Origin of the sequence: Kitasatospora sp. NPDC004745, assembly GCF_042873275.1 — a bacterium.
GTDB lineage: Bacteria > Actinomycetota > Actinomycetes > Streptomycetales > Streptomycetaceae > Kitasatospora.
In genome coordinates this window covers 106282-123781 of sequence record NZ_JBIALK010000018.1, presented here as the reverse complement: position 1 = coordinate 123781, position 17500 = coordinate 106282, and the positions used below count along the sequence as shown (strand labels likewise).

General features: G+C 76.1%; 14 protein-coding genes. 6 read left to right on the top strand and 8 right to left on the bottom strand.

Translation table 11 applies throughout. The annotated features are described in order from the left end of the window. Positions 1–61 precede the first annotated feature (61 nt). Positions 62–604: a GNAT family N-acetyltransferase gene (locus tag ACFYUY_RS26430; protein ID WP_360222468.1), complete on the bottom strand. Its 543-nt coding sequence runs from the start codon at positions 602–604 to the stop codon at positions 62–64. 207 nt (positions 605–811) lie between these two features. Here ACFYUY_RS26430 and ACFYUY_RS26425 point away from each other — a divergent pair, with 207 nt between their 5' ends. The 3 genes from ACFYUY_RS26425 (at position 812) to ACFYUY_RS26415 (ending at position 3373) form a co-directional block, all read left to right on the top strand. Further along, on the top strand, positions 812–1576 hold the full coding sequence (locus tag ACFYUY_RS26425; protein ID WP_360222465.1) for a hypothetical protein: 765 nt from the start codon (positions 812–814) through the stop codon (positions 1574–1576). Positions 1577–1838: 262 nt separating this feature from the next. Continuing rightward, on the top strand, positions 1839–2582 hold the full coding sequence (locus tag ACFYUY_RS26420; protein WP_387904254.1) for a class I SAM-dependent methyltransferase: 744 nt from the start codon (positions 1839–1841) through the stop codon (positions 2580–2582). A gap of 152 nt (positions 2583–2734) precedes the next feature. Continuing rightward, positions 2735–3373, top strand: coding sequence for a hypothetical protein (locus ACFYUY_RS26415; protein ID WP_387904251.1), 639 nt, complete (start codon positions 2735–2737; stop codon positions 3371–3373). Between the two features lie 33 nt (positions 3374–3406). Here the strand turns inward: ACFYUY_RS26415 and ACFYUY_RS26410 are convergent, their stop codons facing one another. Further along, on the bottom strand, positions 3407–3805 hold the full coding sequence (locus tag ACFYUY_RS26410; RefSeq protein ID WP_387904248.1) for a hypothetical protein: 399 nt from the start codon (positions 3803–3805) through the stop codon (positions 3407–3409). Then, a complete protein-coding gene (locus ACFYUY_RS26405; protein WP_387904246.1) occupies positions 3802–4503 on the bottom strand; it encodes an AAA family ATPase in 702 nt (233 codons plus the stop codon). Before ACFYUY_RS26405 ends, ACFYUY_RS26410 begins: the two co-directional genes overlap by 4 nt. Positions 4504–4670: 167 nt before the next feature. Between ACFYUY_RS26405 and ACFYUY_RS26400 the strand changes: the two genes are divergently transcribed. Both ACFYUY_RS26400 and ACFYUY_RS26395 read left to right on the top strand, forming a co-directional pair. Beyond that, on the top strand, positions 4671–6215 hold the full coding sequence (locus tag ACFYUY_RS26400) for an AMP-binding protein (RefSeq protein WP_387904243.1): 1545 nt from the start codon (positions 4671–4673) through the stop codon (positions 6213–6215). A gap of 153 nt (positions 6216–6368) precedes the next feature. After that, the gene (locus tag ACFYUY_RS26395) at positions 6369–6548 is read left to right on the top strand and encodes a hypothetical protein (protein ID WP_360222447.1); all 180 of its coding nucleotides are present in this window, start codon (positions 6369–6371) and stop codon (positions 6546–6548) included. A 104-nt stretch (positions 6549–6652) separates the two neighbouring features. Here the strand turns inward: ACFYUY_RS26395 and ACFYUY_RS26390 are convergent, their stop codons facing one another. The 3 genes from ACFYUY_RS26390 to ACFYUY_RS26380 all read right to left on the bottom strand — a co-directional run bounded on the left by ACFYUY_RS26390 (position 6653) and on the right by ACFYUY_RS26380 (position 13879). After that, positions 6653–7642, bottom strand: coding sequence for an ABC transporter ATP-binding protein (locus ACFYUY_RS26390; RefSeq protein ID WP_387904240.1), 990 nt, complete (start codon positions 7640–7642; stop codon positions 6653–6655). A 148-nt stretch (positions 7643–7790) separates the two neighbouring features. Further along, positions 7791–10589 (bottom strand): hypothetical protein, encoded by a 2799-nt coding sequence (locus ACFYUY_RS26385; RefSeq protein WP_387904237.1) that lies wholly within the window; start codon positions 10587–10589, stop codon positions 7791–7793. Then, entirely contained in the window at positions 10586–13879 is a 3294-nt protein-coding gene (locus tag ACFYUY_RS26380; RefSeq protein WP_387904235.1) for an FtsX-like permease family protein, read from the bottom strand. Before ACFYUY_RS26380 ends, ACFYUY_RS26385 begins: the two co-directional genes overlap by 4 nt. Positions 13880–14276: 397 nt before the next feature. Between ACFYUY_RS26380 and ACFYUY_RS26375 the strand changes: the two genes are divergently transcribed. Then, positions 14277–14996, top strand: coding sequence for an ABC transporter ATP-binding protein (locus ACFYUY_RS26375; RefSeq protein WP_387904233.1), 720 nt, complete (start codon positions 14277–14279; stop codon positions 14994–14996). Between the two features lie 85 nt (positions 14997–15081). Here the strand turns inward: ACFYUY_RS26375 and ACFYUY_RS26370 are convergent, their stop codons facing one another. Both ACFYUY_RS26370 and ACFYUY_RS26365 read right to left on the bottom strand, forming a co-directional pair. Then, on the bottom strand, positions 15082–15357 hold the full coding sequence (locus ACFYUY_RS26370) for a hypothetical protein (RefSeq protein WP_360213767.1): 276 nt from the start codon (positions 15355–15357) through the stop codon (positions 15082–15084). A 472-nt stretch (positions 15358–15829) separates the two neighbouring features. Then, on the bottom strand, positions 15830–17449 hold the full coding sequence (locus tag ACFYUY_RS26365; RefSeq protein WP_360213765.1) for an alpha/beta hydrolase: 1620 nt from the start codon (positions 17447–17449) through the stop codon (positions 15830–15832). Positions 17450–17500: the final 51 nt, after the last annotated feature.

Here is a 17500-nt window from a genome sequence, read left to right as displayed (position 1 = left end):
GGGGCCCCGGGCCGTCCCGGCCGTCGGCGGCCGGGGCCGCCCGGCTCCCGCCCGCCCGGCCTCAGCGCAGCCGGCCCAGGTACTCGTCGCGGGTCAACTCGTGGACGCGGACGGCACGGCCGGTGCCGGGCGTGACGGTCTCCCGCTCCGGGTGCAGGCCGAGCTTGGCCATGACGCGCTCGGAGGCGGTGTTGCCGATCTGGGCGATGCTGACCACCCGGTCCAGCCCGCGCTCCGCGAACCCGAAGCGCAGCGCCGCCGTCGCCGCCTCGGTGGCGAGGCCGCGGCCCCAGAACGACCGGCCGAGGCGCCAGCCGATCTCCACCGCGGGCAGCACCTCGGGCAGGAAGCGCGGCACGGCGAAGCCGGTGAAGCCGGCCAGCTCACCGGTGGCGCGCAGCTCCACGGCGAACAGCCCGAAGCCCTCGGCCTCCCACTCGTGCTCGAACGCCGCGATGTTCCGCCGGGTCAGGTCCTCGCTGCGCACCGCCCCGTCGCCGATCCAGCGCATCACCTCGGGGTCGCCGTTCACCGCGGCCATCGGCGCGACGTCGAGCTCGTGCCAGCGGCGCAGCAGCAGTCGGGGGGTCTCGATCGTCACCATCCGCCCATCCTCCCCCGGGCCCGGCCCGCGGTCACCCCCTCCGGACGGCGAGGACGGCGGAGCCGCCGGGCATGACTGGCGGGACCGGCGGGACCGGCGGACGCTTCCCGCCGAGCACCCGGCCCGGCCTCGCCGACGGCCGATGACCCGCGGCGACGCACCGGTCCGCATTTGACCGATCGCGGACCGGGCGGCCATGGTCGCCTCATGTCGAACACCAGCCCCGGCCTCCCCCCGGCAGCCGCCGAGGCGGGAACCACCGAGCAATCCGCCCCCGGCGCCGGCCCCGGGACCGCCGGCGAGACCGCGGCCGACCGGGTCAGGGCCCGCTGGTCCGAGCCGCCCGCGCCGGTGCCGCCCCGGTGGAGGCGGGTACGGCGGGCGACCTGGATCAGGGCGGGCGCCGCCGTGGGCGCCGTCCTGGTCGTCGCGGCGCTGGCCGTGCCCGGGCACGACGAGCCGAAGAGCTTCCGGCTCGACCCGCCCGAGAGCATCGGCGAGCTGGCCCGGGCGGCCGACGACACCGGGCGGTACGCGGAACTGGACCGGGAGGTGTTCCCCGACGTGCCCGGGACGATCCGCTACCACCGGCACTTCGTCACCGGCTACCGGCTGCCCGGCAGCGACCGCGCGGACTTCACCGTGGCCGGCGCCACCGGCTCCTTCGGCAGCCCCGTCGACGAGCTGGAGCGGCTGCTGGGCGGCATGGACCCCGCCTACGGCCCGAACCCCGGCCACGACCCCTCCGCCGCCGCCCGGTACACCGTCCTCCCGCCGGGGCCGCTCGGCGGCTACCTCAAGTGCGCGGACGGCGGGGCCGGGCTGGTGGCGGCCTGCGCCTGGGCCGACCAGAGCGGGACCACCGTCGGCGCCGTCGCCGACCGGCGCGGCGGCTCCGGCCCGGCCGACCTGGCGGAGCTCGCCGACCGCGCCCGGACCATCCGCGCGGCGATGACGCACCGGGAGCGGTAGCCCGCGGGCCCGTGAGGTCCGGCACGAACCACGCGCGCCGTGGCACCGTCCACTGTTCGAACGGTGGGGATGACCCCTCGTCAGGCCGCCGACTTCTTTGTGTCATCCGCCAGTACGGCCGCCGGGGCGCTCGGAGGAGACTTTCCGCCACGACCGCGGCCCCGAGGGCTCCGCCGCCGGCGCAAGTCCGGGAGCGGAGCACCCGCACGGCCGCGCACACGACGGCGTCCGCGTCAGGACGGCGTACAGGAGGGGGCAGCACATGGGCGTGCAGCAGTACGACGGGATCGGCGAGGCCTTCGAGGGCTTCAAGGCACTGCCGTTGACGCGCTTCGGGGAGGTGCCGAGCTTCCTCGGCCTGGTCGGGGACGTGAGCGGCAGGTCGGTCCTCGACCTGGCCTGCGGAACCGGCTTCTACAGCAGGGAGTTCAAGCGACGCGGCGCGACGGACGTGTTCGGCGTCGACATCTCCGGGGAGATGATCGCCGCCGCGCGGGCGATCGAGCAGCGCGAGCCGCTGGGCGTGCGCTACGAGGTCGGCGACGTGGCCGAACTGCGGCCCCTCGACGAGCGCTTCGACATCGCGCTGGCGGTGCAGTGCCTCAACTACGCCGAGGACGTCGCGGCGATGGAGCGGATGTGCCGCAACATCCACCGGAGCCTGGTGCCGGGCGGCGAGTTCTTCGTGTTCGCCCAGAAGCCCGACTACGGCTTCGACTGTCCGTCCCTCGAGGAGTACGGGTTCCGCTGCGAGCGGCTCGACGAGGAGGCCGAGACCGGCCCGCGGGTGCGGGTCACGGCCCTCCTCGAACCGCAGCCGATCAGCATCGTCGGCACGGCCCCGCGCCGCGAGGTCTACGAGAGCAGCCTGCGGGCGGCGGGCTTCAGCGAGCTGGAGTGGGTCCCGCTGCAGATCTCCGAGGCCGGCATCCGCGAGTACGGCAAGGACTTCTGGGCGGACCTCTTCGCGTACCCGCCGCTGGAGATGCTGCGCTGCCGCGCCTGATCCGGCACCGGCCGGGGCCCGGCTCCCGACGCTTCGGAAGCCGGCCCCGGCCGTCCGCGCCCTCTCCCCCGGGCCCGGGATGCCCCCCGGTTAGGCTGAACCCGCACGTCAAAGGCCGTGGACGGCCGGGGAGGGCAGGGACAGTGACGAGGATGGGCGAGCTGGACGAACTGCGGGCACGGCTCGCGGCGCTGGAGGCGGAGGTCGGCCGACTGCGCGAGGAGTCGGCGGTGGCGCGCTCGGCGGCGGAGCCCGCGCCGGCGAAGGCCCCGAGGGCGACGACCCAGGCGGCGACGCCCGCGCCGACACGGCGCCGGAGGACGACCGCCGGCCCGCGTACCGAGCAGGCCCCGCCGGCCGTGGACGGCCTGGCCGGGGAACCGGAGGCCGTCCTCACCGGCCGGGTCGAGCCGGGCCACTCGATGACCAGCCTCGCGGACGTCCTCGGCATCATGGTCTCCGACCGGGCCGAGCGGACCAGGGTGCTGCGGGCGCCCGTCCCGGCCCTGGAGGCCCGGACCCGGGAGGCCGGGGCCGGGGAGGCCCGGACCCTCGTGACGCGGGCCCCGGAGGCCCGGACCCTCGTGACGCGGGCCCCGGAGGCCCGGACCCTCGTGACGCGGGCCCCGGAGGCGCCGGCCGGGGAGACCGGGCCCCGGGAGGCCAGGACCCTGGAGGCGCGGACCGCGGCGGCCCGGAGCACCCCGCTCCCCCGGCACGGCGAGTTCCTGGAGGGCCTCCTCGCCGGGCGGCCGCCGCTCTCCCCGGAGCCGGCCCCGGAGGGCCCGTAGGCGCCGGCCCCGAACGGCACGGCCCCGGTCGCGTCAGCCCGCCTCGTCCCCGAACAGGGCCGTCAGCATCGCGTCCAGGGCGTCGTCGTCGAGGGCGGGGGCGGTCCAGCCGTTCCCGCGGGCGTGGGCGAGGAAGGCCGGGTCGAGGGCCACGTGGTAGTGCCGCACGTCATGGGCCAGGTCGGAGTACCGGAGCCAGGTCCCGTCGGTGCACAGGTGCAGCCCGCCGATGACGGCGCCGGGGTCGCCGAGCACGTCGGGGACGGCGCTGGGCGAGGCGAACAGCACCGAGCCGCCCTCCAGGTACGCGAGCAGCTCGCGTTCGTACTCCGGCACCTCGGCCCTGACGGCGTCCCGCAGCGAGGGGCCGTCCGGCCGTCCGCGCTCCAGCTCGCGGAAGTCGCCGACGAAGGGGTGGGCGTGCGTGTTCATCCGCCGATCCCACCCGTCGGGGTCGGTGCCGAGCCTGCCGGGGGTTCCCCGAACCGCACCTCGGCAGCGCGGGAGCGGGAGACCGCGTCCAGCAGGAGGACGGACGCGGCCTCCGGGGTCGGCGTCGGCGCGCCGGTCCGGACGTGCCGGGTGAAGGCCGCGAACAGGCGGTCCAGGCCCCGGCGGTGACGGGCGAAGGCCCGGGCGGAGGCGTGCCGGCCGCGGGCCCGCTGGCCGTCGAGGGCGGTGGCCGCGCCGACGTCGAGCAGCACCAGGTGGAGGAGGCGGCCCTGCCGGGCGGCCTCCCGGGCCAGCCAGCGGCGCATCCAGGCCCGGCTGCCGCAGTCGTGCACCAGGAGCGGGCCGCCGCGCCGGACGGAGGAGCGCAGCAGCCGGAAGTGCTCCAGCCGGGCCCACGGCCGGTAGACCGCGTACGGCAGGCTCGCGGGCATGACGGCCTCGCAGGCCTCGTGCACGGTGCGCGGATCGACGGTGGGCACCGCGCCCGCGCCGGACCACCGCCGCAGCAGCGTGCTCTTCCCCGCGCCGGGCAGGCCCGACACCACGACCACCGCGCCGACCGGGTAGCGCACGGTGAAGGCCTCCCCGGCCTCGCCCCGCAGGTCGACGACGCCGCGCGGCCGCCGCTCGGCGCCGTAGCCGCCCGGCGCCTCGGCCGTGTCCATGCTGGTGCTCACCCGTCCCCCGTCCGTGTCCGACCGCGAACCCTAACAACATCCGGCCGCCCGCCGCTCCCGCCGGGTGCCCCGCCCCCGGGCCCGGCGGTGGCGGCATCCGCCGCATCACGCCGCCGGACCCGCCGCCACGCCCTAGGCTGACGGACCACCGGACAGGAGGCTGGAGCGTGGCGGAGGCGGAACCGACGTACACCGCACTGGTGTTGGCGGGGCTGGAGCGGGATCCCGGGCGGGTGGCGATCCGGTTCGGCGAGGCGGCGCTGACGGCGCGGGAGTGCCTGGACGCGGTGTACCGGACGGCGCGGGCGCTGGAGGCGGCGGGGCTCGGACGCGGTGACGGTGTGACGGTGCTGTCCGGGAACCGGCCGGAGGCACTCCTGGTGCGGCCGGCGGCCAACCTGCTGGGGTGCCGGGTGGCGGTGCTCCATCCGGACGCGCCGCTCGCGGAGCTGGTGGAACTGGCCGGCTTCGCCGGCACCTCGGCGCTGGTGTTCGATCCGGTGGGCTGTTCGGCGGCGGCCGCGGCGATCGGGCGGGCGCTGCCGTCGGCCGGGCTGTTCGCACTGGGCCCCTCGGCGCTCGGGACGGACCTGTCGGCGCTGGCCGCGGAGCATCCGCCCGAGCCGGTGGCACCCCGGTACCGGGCGCGGGACGTGATGGCGGTGCGGTTCACCGGCGGGACGACCGGGCGGCCGAAGGGCGTGCTGCGCCGCTTCGCCCGGCCGCCGCGCCCGCCGCTGCCGGCCGGCTCGTCGTTCCTGCTCTGCACGGCGCTGTGCCACGGGGGCGGGACGACGGCCGATCTGGCGCTGGCGGCGGGCGGCACGGTGGTGCTGCAGGAGGACTTCGCGGCGGGGGCGGTGCTGGCGGCCGTCGAGCGGTTCCGGGTGTCCCGGGTGTACCTGCCGCCGCACCTGCTGTACCAGGTGCTGGACCATCCGCTGCTCCCGGTGACGGACACCGGCAGCCTGCGCCGCGTCACGTACACCGGCTGCCCGCCGTCGCCGCGCCGGCTGGCGGAGGCGACCCGCCGGCTGGGGCGGGTGCTGCACCAGACGTACGGCCTGACGGAGTGCGGCCCGGTGACCAGGCTGGGCCCGGACGAGCACCTGGACCCGCGGCTGCTGACCACCGCCGGGCGCCCGTTCCCGGACACCTCGGTGCGGATCCTGGACGAGGACGGCGCGGTGCTGCCGCCGGGCCGGACCGGGGAGATCTGCGTGCGCACCCCGACGGCGATGGCGGGCTACTGGCGCGACCCGGAGCTGACGGCACGGGTGCTGCGGGACGGCTGGCTGCACACCGGCGACCTGGGCGCCCTGGACGCCTCCGGCTACCTGACGGTGGCGGGGCGGCGCGACCCGATGGCGATCGTGGCCGGGCACAACGTGTTCCCGAGGGACGTCGAGGAGCCGCTGCGCGCGCACCCGGGGGTGCGCGAGGCGGTGATGGTCGCGACGGCCGGCCCGGACGGTCTGGAGCGGGTGCACGCCGCGGTGGTCGCCGCGCCGGGTTCGGGGGTGTCGGCGGAGGGGTTGCTCCGCTGGGCGCGGGAGCGTGCCGGGGCCCGGTGCGCCCCGGACTCCGTGCTGGTCCTGCCGGGCATCCCGCTGACCGGCGCGGGGAAGCCGGACCTCGTCGCGCTCAGGGCGCTGGTGGGCGGCCCAGCTGGGCTGCCCGGAGCCCCCGTGGGGGCGCGCAGAGGCGTGTGACGCGCTCCGTCGATGCCTCGAGCGCCCGCGCGGGCGACCTCTCGCGCGGCAGACGACGGGAAGAACCGCCTGTGGACACTCGACCGTGCAGGCCGAACTGCCGATATCTCTCCCGGCGGCGTTCGTCCGCACCGTCCCCAGGGAGGCACTACTTTGACCTGGCTACGCGTCCTGACCGCCCTCGGAATCCTCGCCGTCGCGGCCAGTGCAATTCTCGTCTTCGCCCTCTGCACCGCCGCCGCCCGGGGTGAGCGCGCCGACCGGGAGGCACCCGACCTCCGGACGGATGCCGAGGACAGCGGACTCTTCCAGCGGATGGGCGGCGACGGGTAGCCCGGGCCCGCCGGCCTCCGCCCGCCCGTCGCCCCCACCACCCCGCTCCCCCCGCTCCCGCCCCCGCTCGCCCGCCCACGGCTCCCGCCCGTCAGTGCCCGCCCTCAGTGCCCGGCGATGTCGTCGGGGCGCACCTCGATGTGGTCCGCCGCGAGGTCGACCGCGACCCGGTGCTCCATCCCGAGCGCCTCCAGGAACTTGACCGGCAGCTGCACCCGCCCGGTGCGGTCCAGCATCACGTACTCGCGCTCGTTGACGGACTCCTCGCCGTGCTCGTCGGTCACGGTGCGGCGCAGCACCTCGCTGCTGGTCCGGCCGTCCCGGATGGCGACGGTGCGGCGGACCTCGCCCGCGACCATCGGGTCGTGCGTGACGATCACGACGGTGGCGCCGAGTTCCCGGTTGACGGTGCGGAAGGACTCGAAGATCACCCCCGCGGTCTCCGAGTCCAGCTCGCCGGTGGGCTCGTCGGCGAGCAGCACGGGCGGGTTGTTGGCCATCGCCACGGCGATCGCGACCCGCTGCTGCTGGCCGCCGGACAGCTGGTCGGGCCGGCGGTGGGCCAGGTCGCCGATCTCCAGCGCCTCCAGCAGCTCCGCCACCCGGGCCGCCTGGCGCCGCGTGCCGCCGGCCCCGCTCCGGCGGCCGCGCAGCTGCATCGGCAGGGCGACGTTCTCGGCGGCGGTGAGGAAGGGCAGCAGGTTGCGGGCGGTCTGCTGCCAGATGAAGCCGACCACCTCGCGGCGGTAGCGCAGCCGTTCGCGGGCGGACATCTCCAGCAGGTCGCAGCCGGCGACGGTGGCGGTGCCGGCGGTCGGCACGTCGAGTCCGGCGAGGATGGTCAGCAGGGTGGACTTGCCGCTTCCGGAGGCACCGACCAACGCCACCAGATCGCCCTGCCGGATGGTCAGTTCGAGGCCCTGCAGCGCCTGGACCTCGATCCCCTCGGCGCTGAAGATCCGGACCAGTCGGTCGCAGACGATCGCCGCGCCCTCGCCGTGGGCCCTGGGCGCCGCGGCGGCCAGCGCCCGCTCCTGGAGCTCCTGCAGGCTGGGGGCGTCGGCGGTCGGCCGCTCCTTGGGGGTGCTCTTCACCGCTCGTCTCCTGTCCTGACTGTCCCAGCCGTCCTGGCCGGCCCGGCGGTCCCGGCTGTCTCGATGGTCTCGATGGTCCTGATCGTCCCGGCCGCCCTGGTGGGCCCGGCCGCCCTGGCCGTCCCGGCGCCCGGCGCCGTCACCCGTCTCACTGGTCCCCCACCCGCAGTTCGGTGGCGATCTGGCGCCGGCCGGTGACGACCGTCTCCAGCACCACCCCGACGACCACCAGCAGCGTCAGCCCGGCCGTGGGCAGCAGCACCGGCAGCAGCGCCGTGCCGAGGCCCTCGTCGACCTTGGCGCCGACCAGCGCCGACAGGTCGACGGCCGGTCCGAGCAGTCCGGCCGCGGCGGCCGCGACCAGCCCGCCGCCGACCGCCGCCGCGAGGGTCTGCGGGATCGTCTCGGCGATGATCAGGGCCAGTCCCTGGCGGGGCCGCAGCCCCATGGTGCGCAGCCGGGCGAGCAGCGCCGCGCGGTCGGGCGCGGCCCGGAGCAGCGTCAGCATGACGGCGAGCAGGGCGAATCCGGCACCGGCGGCGATCGCGGCCCAGAACAGCCGCCCCGCGGAGCGCTGCAGCGGGTCGGCGGCCAGCTCGGCGGCCGCCTCGCGGCTGGTGCGCACCTTGTACCCGACGGGTACCCCGCCGGGGTCGTGACTGGCCGCCGTGGCCTCGTCGCGCAGGCGCTTCGCCATGCCGACCGCCTCCCCCATGCCGTGCTCGGCGAACAGCGCGCGGAGCCGGCCGGGGTCGACGTCACCGACGGCGAGCCAGTTGTTCATCCGCTTGAGTTCGGGCAGCCGGGCGGTGGCGGGGCCGGCCGGCAGCACCACGAAGGCGTTGACCGCGTCCGGGATGGCGGGGGTGTCCGTGACGGTTGCGGCGACGGTGGTGAGCAGCTCCCCGCCGTTGGGCGTGCGCAGCCGGTACGGGCCGCCGGAGAGCTGCTTGGCGAGGCCCGCGCTGAACAGCGCGGGCACCGGGGTGTCCGGGCCGCCGGGGGCGCCGGCCAGCACCGCGGGGTCGAACCGGCCGAGCCCGACGGTCCTGGCGATCTCCGCGTACGCCGCGGGTTCGACCACGACGGTGGTGGCCTGGGTGGCGCCGCGGTCGGTCCCGAGGATGAACGTCTGGTTCTCGATCCAGATCCCGGTGGCGGCGCGCACCCCGGGCAGCGCGGCGGCCGCCGTGGTGAAGGCCTCCGGCAGGGTCGTCGAGATCGGGACGCCGACCGCGGCGTCGCCGCCGACGGAGACCCGCGCGGCGCGCAGCCGCAGGTTGTCCACGCCGTCGAGCACGGTGGCGCCGAATCCTGCCGTGGTGACGGCGAGCAGCAGGGCGAGCAGGGGCAGCGCGGAGGGCCGGCGGCGCCCCGCGGTGTCGCGGGCGGCGCGGGCCAGGCCGAGGAAGCCGACCAGGCCGCGACCGCGCCCGGCGAGGGCGGCGAGCCGGCCGATCACGAGCGGCTGGATCCGGGCCAGCAGCAGCCCGCCGGTGAGTGCGAGCAGCAGCGGTGCGGTGATCAGCAGCGGGTCCAGTCCGGTGCCGGCCGGGGCCACGCCGCGGTGGCGGACCTCGGCGACGGCGGCGACGGTGACGGCCAGCACGGCGAGTTCGCCGACGACCCGGCCCCGGCCGCCCGCGCCCCGGGGGCCGGAGAGCAGCACGGCGGCGCGCACCGGGAACGCCAGCACCGCGAGCAGGGCGGCGGCCAGGGCGGCGAGCACGGCGGCTCCCCAGCGCGGGGTGGGCAGCAGCACCAGGGCGAGCGTGGTGGCGAGGACGGCGGCGGGCAGCACGGCGACGGCGCCCTCGCCGAGCAGGCGCAGCAGGATGCCGGTGCGCGAGCCGCCGCGGGCGCGCAGCAGCCTGACCTCGGCGGTGCGCCGGTCGCCGGTGAGCGCGGCGGCGAGGCACAGGACGACGGCGGCGACGCCCGCGACGCCGACCGGGCCGATCGCGGCGAGCGGGGCGGCGGCCTCGTAGCGCGCGATGGCCCAGGTGAAGACCTCGGGCATGAAGGAGACGACGTGCAGGTCGGGGCGCCCGGTGGCGGCGACGATGGAGCTGGCGCCGGGGCCGGTCATGAAGGAGCCGAGGGACTTGCGGGTCGCGGTGAGCCGGTCGGCGCGCAGGGCGTGCGGGTCGAGCGGCAGGCGCCAGAAGTCCTCCCCTCCGTTGCCCCAGGCGAGCAGGGCGGAGCGGCCGTCGCCGCCGGCGAATCCGGTGGTCCGCCAGGAGGCGGCGCCTTCGGAGTTGACGACCAGGCAGGCGCGTTCCGGGCAGTCGATCGCGTCCCAGAACCGGTCCGCGGTGTCGTCGGGCCGGTAGATCCCGACGACCTTGGTGCGGGCCTGGCCGCGCAGGCTCTCGCCGTTGTCGACGAGGTCGCCGACCTTGATGTGGATGGTCTCCGCGGCCTGCTGGCTGACCACGATCGGGAGGGGGCCGTCGCCGGGCGCGCCGGGCCAGCCGCCGTCGACGAGGGTGGCGTGTTCGGCGAGGCCCTGCAGGTAGACCAGGTTGAGCCCCGGCGGGAGCAGGTTGGGCCGGTCGTACCCGTCGTTGAGCATCGGGTGGCCGGCCTTGGCGCGGGTGCCGACCTGCTCGCCGTCCCGGGTGAGCGTGAGCTCCTGGCCGATCCGCTCGACCATCCGGTCGCGCACGGCGTCCAGGTCGGCGGCCCGCGCCTCCGGGCTCGCCTTGGTGGTGGCGTGCAGGCTCGTGACGTTGACGCCGCGGTCGTGGACGAACCGGCGCAGCGCGTCGTCGGCGCCCCGGTCGGCGGCGCGCGGGAAGGCGGCCGCGAGGAAGACCGTGACGAGGGTGAGCGCCGCCATGAGCAGGGCGGCCACCGGGGCCGAGCGCAGCCGGGTGCGGACCCAGGGCGCCGGGCGGTGGTCGGTCGACGGTTCGGGCACGCTGGTGCCGGCCTTGGTGGTCACATCTCCTCCACGTGGCGCAGTCGGGCGGCCACGTCTCGACGGCGGCGTCCCATCAGGAAGGCCGACAGCAGGGGGACGACGGCGATCGCGGCCGCGAGCAGGAGCGCCTGCCCGTACGGCAGGTCGATCAGCACCTCGGGCATCGGGCGCCGGGCGGCGGGGGTGAGCACCACGAGCGGCACGATCAGGTGGACGAGGAGCGCGCCCAGTCCCAGGCCGACGACCCCGCCGAGACCGACCAGGACGGCCTGTTCGGCGGCGACGGTCCGGGCGATCTGCCGGCGCGACGTGCCCAGCGCGAGCAGCAGCGCGGAGTCCCGGGAGCGTTCGCGGGCGGAGCCGGCCACGGCGGCGCCGAAGCCGATCGCGGCGAGGACGGCGGTGACCACCGCGATGACGGTCAGTGCGCTCTGCGGGGCGGCTCCGACCGGGTCGCCGAGGAGGTCCCCGACGGCCTCGTCGTAGAGCCGGACGTCCTGCGCGCCGGGGGCGGCGCGCAGGACGGCGGCGGCCTCGGCGGGGGTCCGGTCACCCGGTCCGTCGGCGGGCAGCCACCATTCGGCGCGGCCGGGCATCTCCCGGCCCTGGGCGGCGATCAGTCGGGAGACGGTGGCGAGGTCGACCGCCACGGCGCTGCGGCCCGAGACCGGGAGGGCGTCGACCGCCGCGGTGATCCTGACCGGGATGACGATGCCGGCGAACGGCACCTGGACGGTGTCGCCGACGGAGGCGCCCGCGGCGGTCAGGTAGTCGTGGGTGGCGACGCCGTCGACCTTCGACGGCGCGGTCGTCCCGGCCGGGGCGAGGGTGGCGCGCAGGGCCTCGCCGCGGCCGTCGGCGAAGCGGTAGCGGACGGTGAACAGCCGTTCGGCGCCGGCCGGTTCGGCGCCGACCTCGGCCGCCGGTCCGGCCTTGACCTCCGGGTTGGCGTGCACGTCGGGCGCCACGGCCGTCCAGCCGAACCCGGTCGGCACCGGCACGGCCGTCGCGGCGCCGTCGGCGGTGTCCGAGACGGCGAGGTGGCGGATGGTCAGCTCGCCGTCGGCCGAGTCGCTGAAGGAGACCAGGGCGCCCACCAGGGTCAGCGGGGCGGCGGGCGAGCCGATCGGGGCGTCGACCAGGGTGGCGAGCGAGGCCGAGGCCCTGCTCTCGCCGTCGGGCAGCACGGTGCCCAGCGGGGCCTTGTGGACGAAGCCGAAGCGGTCCCGCAGCAGCAGCCGGACCTCGGGGCGGACCACGGCCATCAGGCCGACGTGGTCCTGCTGGCGCACGGAGACGTCCGCGTCGATCCGCAGCGGCGTGCCGGGCAGCGGCAGCCCGGCCTGCGTCCCGGTGGGGGCGGGCTGGGCGAGCGGCGGGAAGAGCTCCTCGCGGGTGTGTCCGGCGAGCAGGTCGGGGCGGACCGGGACGCGGGCGGCGAAGGCTGCGGCGTCCACGGCGAGCAGCTCTCCGGCGCCGTTGGGCAGGGACTGCTCCTCGCGCACCACGGGGACGAGCCGGTCGCCGCCGGGCAGCGCGCCGTAGCGGCCGCCCTGGCCCATCAGGGAGTTGTGCGACGCGGAGATCCGCAGGCCGCCGAGCGTGCCGAAGGCGGCCTGGTCGCGCTGGGAGGCGGTCCAGGTGGCGTGCTGACCGAGCGCCAGGACACCGGTGGCCACGGCCATCACCAGCAGCAGCACCGGTCCGGTGGCGCGGGCGGGCCGGCGGGCCAGGCCCCAGCCGACCAGGGCTGGGCCGAGGCCGCGGCCGCGGGCGGCCACCCGGGCTCCGAGCCGGGCGACGTAGGGCAGCAGGCGCAGCACGACCAGGGTGCCGGCGCACAGTGCCAGGGTCGGGGTGGCCACCAGCAGCAGGTCGACGCCGAGCCGGCCGGAGGAGTCGGGGGACAACCCGCCGCCGTACTGGGTGAGTTGCTGGTACGCGAGGACGGCCAGGGCGAGGACGGCGAGGTCGCCGCCGTTGCGGGCGACGCCGGAGACGAGCGCCTGCCGGCCGCCGGCCCGGCGGCGCAGCGCGGCGCCGGCGCCGCGCACCAGGCCGGGCACGGTGGCGAGCAGGATGCAGGCGAGGGCGCAGGCTCCGGCGACCGGCCAGAGCTGCCAGTGGACACCGGTGTCCATGGTCACCGTGCGGTTGTGGCCGACCCCGGTGAAGGCGCGGACCAGGAGCGGGGTCAGCACCGGTGCGGCCAGGGCGGCGGGCAGGGCGAGGAGCAGCGACTCCACGGCGGTGAAGGCGCCCAGCCTGGCGCCGGAGGCGCCGCGCGCGGCGAGCAGGGCGTCCTCGCCCTCCTGCCGGGTCGCGATCAGGTGGACCACCAGCAGCAGGGCGGCGGCAGCGAGCACGGACAGCTGCAGTGCGCCGATCAGCAGGGTGGACCGGGCGACCACCAGGCTGTCGGACAACTCGCGTATGACGTCCGGCAGTTCGGTCCTGGCCTGGAGCCCGGCGCGGGTCCGCAGGTCGTCGGCGAGGGCCCGGGCGCGCGCGCCGGTCGCCTCGGCTGCGGACTGCGAGACGCCCGTGAAGTCGGCGTCGAGCAGCCAGCCGCGGCTGTTCTGCACGAGTCCGCCGGTGGTGAAGGCGCTCTCGTCGACCATCATCGGGCCGTAGGTGGTGAAGCCGCCGACCTCGACCTCGTGGCCGCCGACCGGGTCGGTGCGCCAGTACGGGTCGCCCGGGTCCGTGATCCGGTAGACGCCGGTGACGCGGACGGTCAGCGGTGTGCCGTCGAGCCGGTCGGCCAGCCGGACCTCGGCGGGCAGCGACTGGGCGGTGAGGCCGAGCCGGGCCAGCGTGGTCTGGGGGACGGCGACCTGCGGGGCGGCGGAGCGGACGGGGCCGGAGGCGGCGGCGGGCCAGTCGCCGCCGACCAGCCGGGTGCGGCCGCGGTCGACGGTGGCCAGCAGGGTCAGGTCGGGCTGCGCCGGGTGGCCCTGCCCGCCCGCGGCGGCACCGTCGGCTCCGGTGGCGCTGCCGGGCAGGCCGTAGGAGCGGCTGCGCAGCATGCCGTCGGTGTGCACCGGCAGGTCGCCGAAGAGCCGGCCGCGGTAGGCGGCGAGCTCCGCCTCGTCCTGCGCGCGCCGGTCCAGGCCGTGTTCGGCGGTCACCACGACGGTGGTGCGCGCGTGGCCGGGGCCCTGGAGCGCCTGCCGCAGGCCGGCCTCGCCGACGCCGCGGTCGAACGCGACCAGCGCGGTGAGCACCGCCGTGGTGATCAGCACGGTCAGCAGCACGGCGCCGGCCAGCGGCAGTCGCCCGCGCAGTCGGCGCACGACGAAGCCGAGCATCTCGTTCCTCCCCCGGTTCTTCGCCCCCGGTAGCACCCCGGCCCCGTCCACCGACCCGATCCGAACACGGACTGGTCACAGATGGACACAGAATGGGCACATCGATGAAGTGATCACCGGCATTTGATCACCGGATAGCGGACGACTCTGTCAGATTCGATCCAGGAACGGAAGGGACTTGCGCGAATCAAGTAAGTGATGAGCAAATTCCTTGCACCGGCGGGCATCCGCATCCGCGGCGGCTCTCGGTACACCATGAACACATCACAACTGCGGCCCCGCGAAGCCCCCTTGGCGGAGCGAATCCGGACTCCCGGAATCGACTTCCCGAGGGGTGAACCCCGGGCGCCGCGACATCCGTTGACACTGGACAGAGAAGCACACGGGGGGACGCCGTATGACGCAGCACCAGGCCGCCACCACCACGCCCATGGTGGAGATCACCGGCCTCCGGCGGAGCTTCGGCACCGGCGAGCGGACGGTGCACGCCCTGCGCGGCGTCACCTTCGCCGTCGGCCGCGGCGAACTCGCCGCGCTCAAGGGCCGGTCGGGCTCCGGCAAGACCACGCTGCTCAACCTGGTCGGCGGCCTGGACGCACCGACCGGCGGCACCATCGCCCTGGACGGCACCGACCTCGCCGACCTCGACGAGGACGGCCGGCTCGCCCTGCGCCGGGAACGGATCGGCTTCGTCTTCCAGTCCTTCGGCCTCATCCCGATGCTCACCGCCGCCGAGAACGTCGGCGTGCCGATGCGGCTGCGCAAGGTCCCCGCCGCCGAGCGCGAGCGGCGCGCCCACACCCTGCTGGCCCTCGTCGGCCTCGCCGACCACGCCGACCAGCGGCCCGGCGAGCTCTCCGGCGGCCAGCAGCAGCGCGTCGCCATCGCCCGCGCGCTCGCCAACGAGCCCGGACTGATCATCGCCGACGAGCCCACCGGCCAGCTCGACTCGGAGACCGGCCGCTCGATCATGCAGCTGCTGCGCGCCGTGGTGCGCAGCGAGGGCGTCACCGTGCTGGTCGCCACCCACGACCCGACGCTGATGGAACTCGCCGACCGGGTGATCGAGCTCCGGGACGGCCGGATCGTCGAGGAAGCGGCCGAGCAGGCCGCGTAGCGGGGGCCCACGGGCGGGCGGGGCGGGGCCGGACGGGGCGGGGCCGCGGGCCCGGCAGGCACGCCGTCCCGGCCGGGGGCCGCGGTCAGGCCGCCCTGAGCGCGGCCTCGCAGTCCCGGCAGCGCCGGGTGCGCTGGGACGGCGGGTACCACGGCTCGCCCGGCCCGGCCGGCCGGTACGGCTCCCGTTCCAGGCCCGCCGTGTCCACCCCGCAGAAGGTGCGCGGCCCCGGGTCCTCGGGCACCTCCGGATCGGGTGGCGCCGCGTGCACCCAGCGCACCCGGGCACCCACCTCCACCTCGCCCGCGTCCAGCACCTCGGTGGACGGCTCCAGCTCGACCAGCACGATCACTCCGCCCATGCTCCCGCCTCACTCCGCCCGGCCGGGCCGTCGTCCACGCACGCCCCTCGGCGGGGCCGCTTCGCCCGCGCCTACCTCGACCCTGCGCCCCGCCACCGGCTCGCGCATCCGGTGGCGGGCGGGCGGGGGCACCGGCGGCCCCGGGGCCGCGCCGGACGCCCCCCCTGTTCGCACCCGTACAGCAGGGCCGACCCGGGCGGGCGGGAATTCGGGGCGTCGGCGGCTCGACGGCCCCTTGTCGGTGACGCGGGCCGCATTCTCGGCGACGGCCCGGTATCGCTCCCCCGCGAGGTTCGACGACGATCCACCGCCGAATGCGCGGCACGATACTCCGGGCGCCGTTTCCCGGTCCGCCGTATTTCGCGCGGCGGCCTTCCGCGGTGCCGTGCGGAGAACACGGACGCGGTGGCCGGCGGGACCGCCGACCACCGCGTCCGCCCGCACGCGTCTACCGTGCGGGGGTGTCCACCGCTCAGACCGCCGGGAAGATCTCCGCGTCCGGCTTCAGCAGCTGGCCCGGCTGCGGCGCGGTGCCGTCCACCAGGTAGCGGGTGACGAGCGCGTTCAGGGCCTTGCTGCGGCCGACGGCGCAGTGCTCGATCGAGTCCACGCTCACCAGCACGGCGTTGCCCAGCTCCTGCTGCATCCGCTGGGCGAACTTGTACTGGGTGGCCGGGTCGTAGAGGTTCCCGATCACCATCACGGTGTTCGAGGTCTTCTTGTTCCACGGGCCGGTGAAGCGCTCGGCGTCCCGGGCCGGGGCCGGCCAGCTCGCGCAGGCCGGCGCGTCGAAGGCCTGGTAGCGGCCGAAGGTCGGCGAGGCCTTCTCCCAGGCCTTGGCCACGTTGGCGAAGGTCCGGTCGTTCGACGGGTACGGCTTGTCCTGGCAGTTGACGCCCATGTAGGAGTCGTCGGCGGTGTACTCGGAGTCCGCCGGAGCCTCCCGCAGCGCCCGCGGCGCGTTGACCGCGAGCAGGTTGGCGTCGTCGTCCGCGACGTTCGCCTTCGGCGCCACCAGGGCGGCCGCGGCCGGCTTCTGGGTCAGCTGGTAGGTCGCCTGCAGCGACTTCGCCAGCGGAGCCAGCTTGGCCTGCGAGTACAGCGCGCTGGCCACCTCGCTGGTGAAGGTGCTCAGCGTCACCTGGCTGCCGTTGGGCAGGTTGACCGGGCTGGTCCGCAGGTGGTCGCGCAGCTGGTCGAACTTGGCCCGGGTGTCGCCCTCGCCGAAGGCGCAGCGCGGGGCACCGGCCGCCTGGCAGCGCTTCAGGAACTCGTCCAGGGCCAGCTCGAAGCCGCCCGCCCGCTGCCGGTCGTACTCGAGGCCGTCGTGCAGGCGCAGGTCGGGGTCGACGTTGCCGTCGACGATGATCGCGCGCACCTTGTTCGGGTACATGTTGGCGTAGGTCGAGCCGATCAGGGTGCCGTAGGAGAAGCCGGCGAAGGTGAGCTTGGAGTCACCGACGGCGCGGCGCATCCGGTCCAGGTCGCGCACCACGTTGATGGTCGACATGTGCTCGATCAGCGGGCCGGCGTTCTTGCTGCACGCGTCGGTGTAGTCCTGGTCGGCGTCCAGCGTCTCGGCGATCTCGGCCTTGGTGACCGGCACGCCGACCATGCGGTTGTTGACCGCGTCGGCGTCCTCCTGGGTCTTGAAGCACTTGAGCGGGTTGCTCCGGGCCACACCGCGCGGGTCGAAGCCGACCAGGTCGAACCGGGACTGCACCTCGGTGCCGAAGCGCGTCGTGGTCGCCCACAGGTAACCGCTGCCGCCGGGGCCGCCGGGGTTGAGGAACAGCGAGCCGATCCGCTTCGACGGGTCGCTCGCGCGCCGCCGCATCATCGCGATGCCGACCTTCTCACCGGACGGGTTGTCGTAGTCCAGCGGCACGGGGTAGACGGCACAGTCGTAGATGCCCGGGTCCGGCTTGGTCGGATCCGGGTTGCACGGGGTCCAGTTGACAGGGTCGACCTTCGCCTCGGCCGCCGCACCGGGTATCTGGTCGATCGGTGCCGCCGACGCCGCGACGGCGGTTCCGGTGACGAGGGCGAGGGCGCAGGTGACTGCTCCGGCCAGCGTGGATATACGGGACAAGGAACCTCCTCCGTACTGAAAAGGGCGGCCCCAGCCTGTCAGTCTGAGAAG

What these genes read in the sequence shown, in the direction of transcription:
- ACFYUY_RS26410 (WP_387904248.1), bottom strand. Translation starts at nt 3,805, where the DNA reads ATGAACACGCACGCCCACCCCTTCGTCGGCGACTTCCGCGAGCTGGAG.
- ACFYUY_RS26425 (WP_360222465.1), top strand. Translation starts at nt 812, where the DNA reads ATGTCGAACACCAGCCCCGGCCTCCCCCCGGCAGCCGCCGAGGCGGGA.
- ACFYUY_RS26415 (WP_387904251.1), top strand. Translation starts at nt 2,735, where the DNA reads ATGGGCGAGCTGGACGAACTGCGGGCACGGCTCGCGGCGCTGGAGGCG.
- ACFYUY_RS26375 (WP_387904233.1), top strand. Translation starts at nt 14,277, where the DNA reads ATGACGCAGCACCAGGCCGCCACCACCACGCCCATGGTGGAGATCACC.
- ACFYUY_RS26370 (WP_360213767.1), bottom strand. Translation starts at nt 15,357, where the DNA reads ATGGGCGGAGTGATCGTGCTGGTCGAGCTGGAGCCGTCCACCGAGGTG.
- ACFYUY_RS26420 (WP_387904254.1), top strand. Translation starts at nt 1,839, where the DNA reads ATGGGCGTGCAGCAGTACGACGGGATCGGCGAGGCCTTCGAGGGCTTC.
- ACFYUY_RS26430 (WP_360222468.1), bottom strand. Translation starts at nt 604, where the DNA reads ATGGTGACGATCGAGACCCCCCGACTGCTGCTGCGCCGCTGGCACGAG.
- ACFYUY_RS26380 (WP_387904235.1), bottom strand. Translation starts at nt 13,879, where the DNA reads ATGCTCGGCTTCGTCGTGCGCCGACTGCGCGGGCGACTGCCGCTGGCC.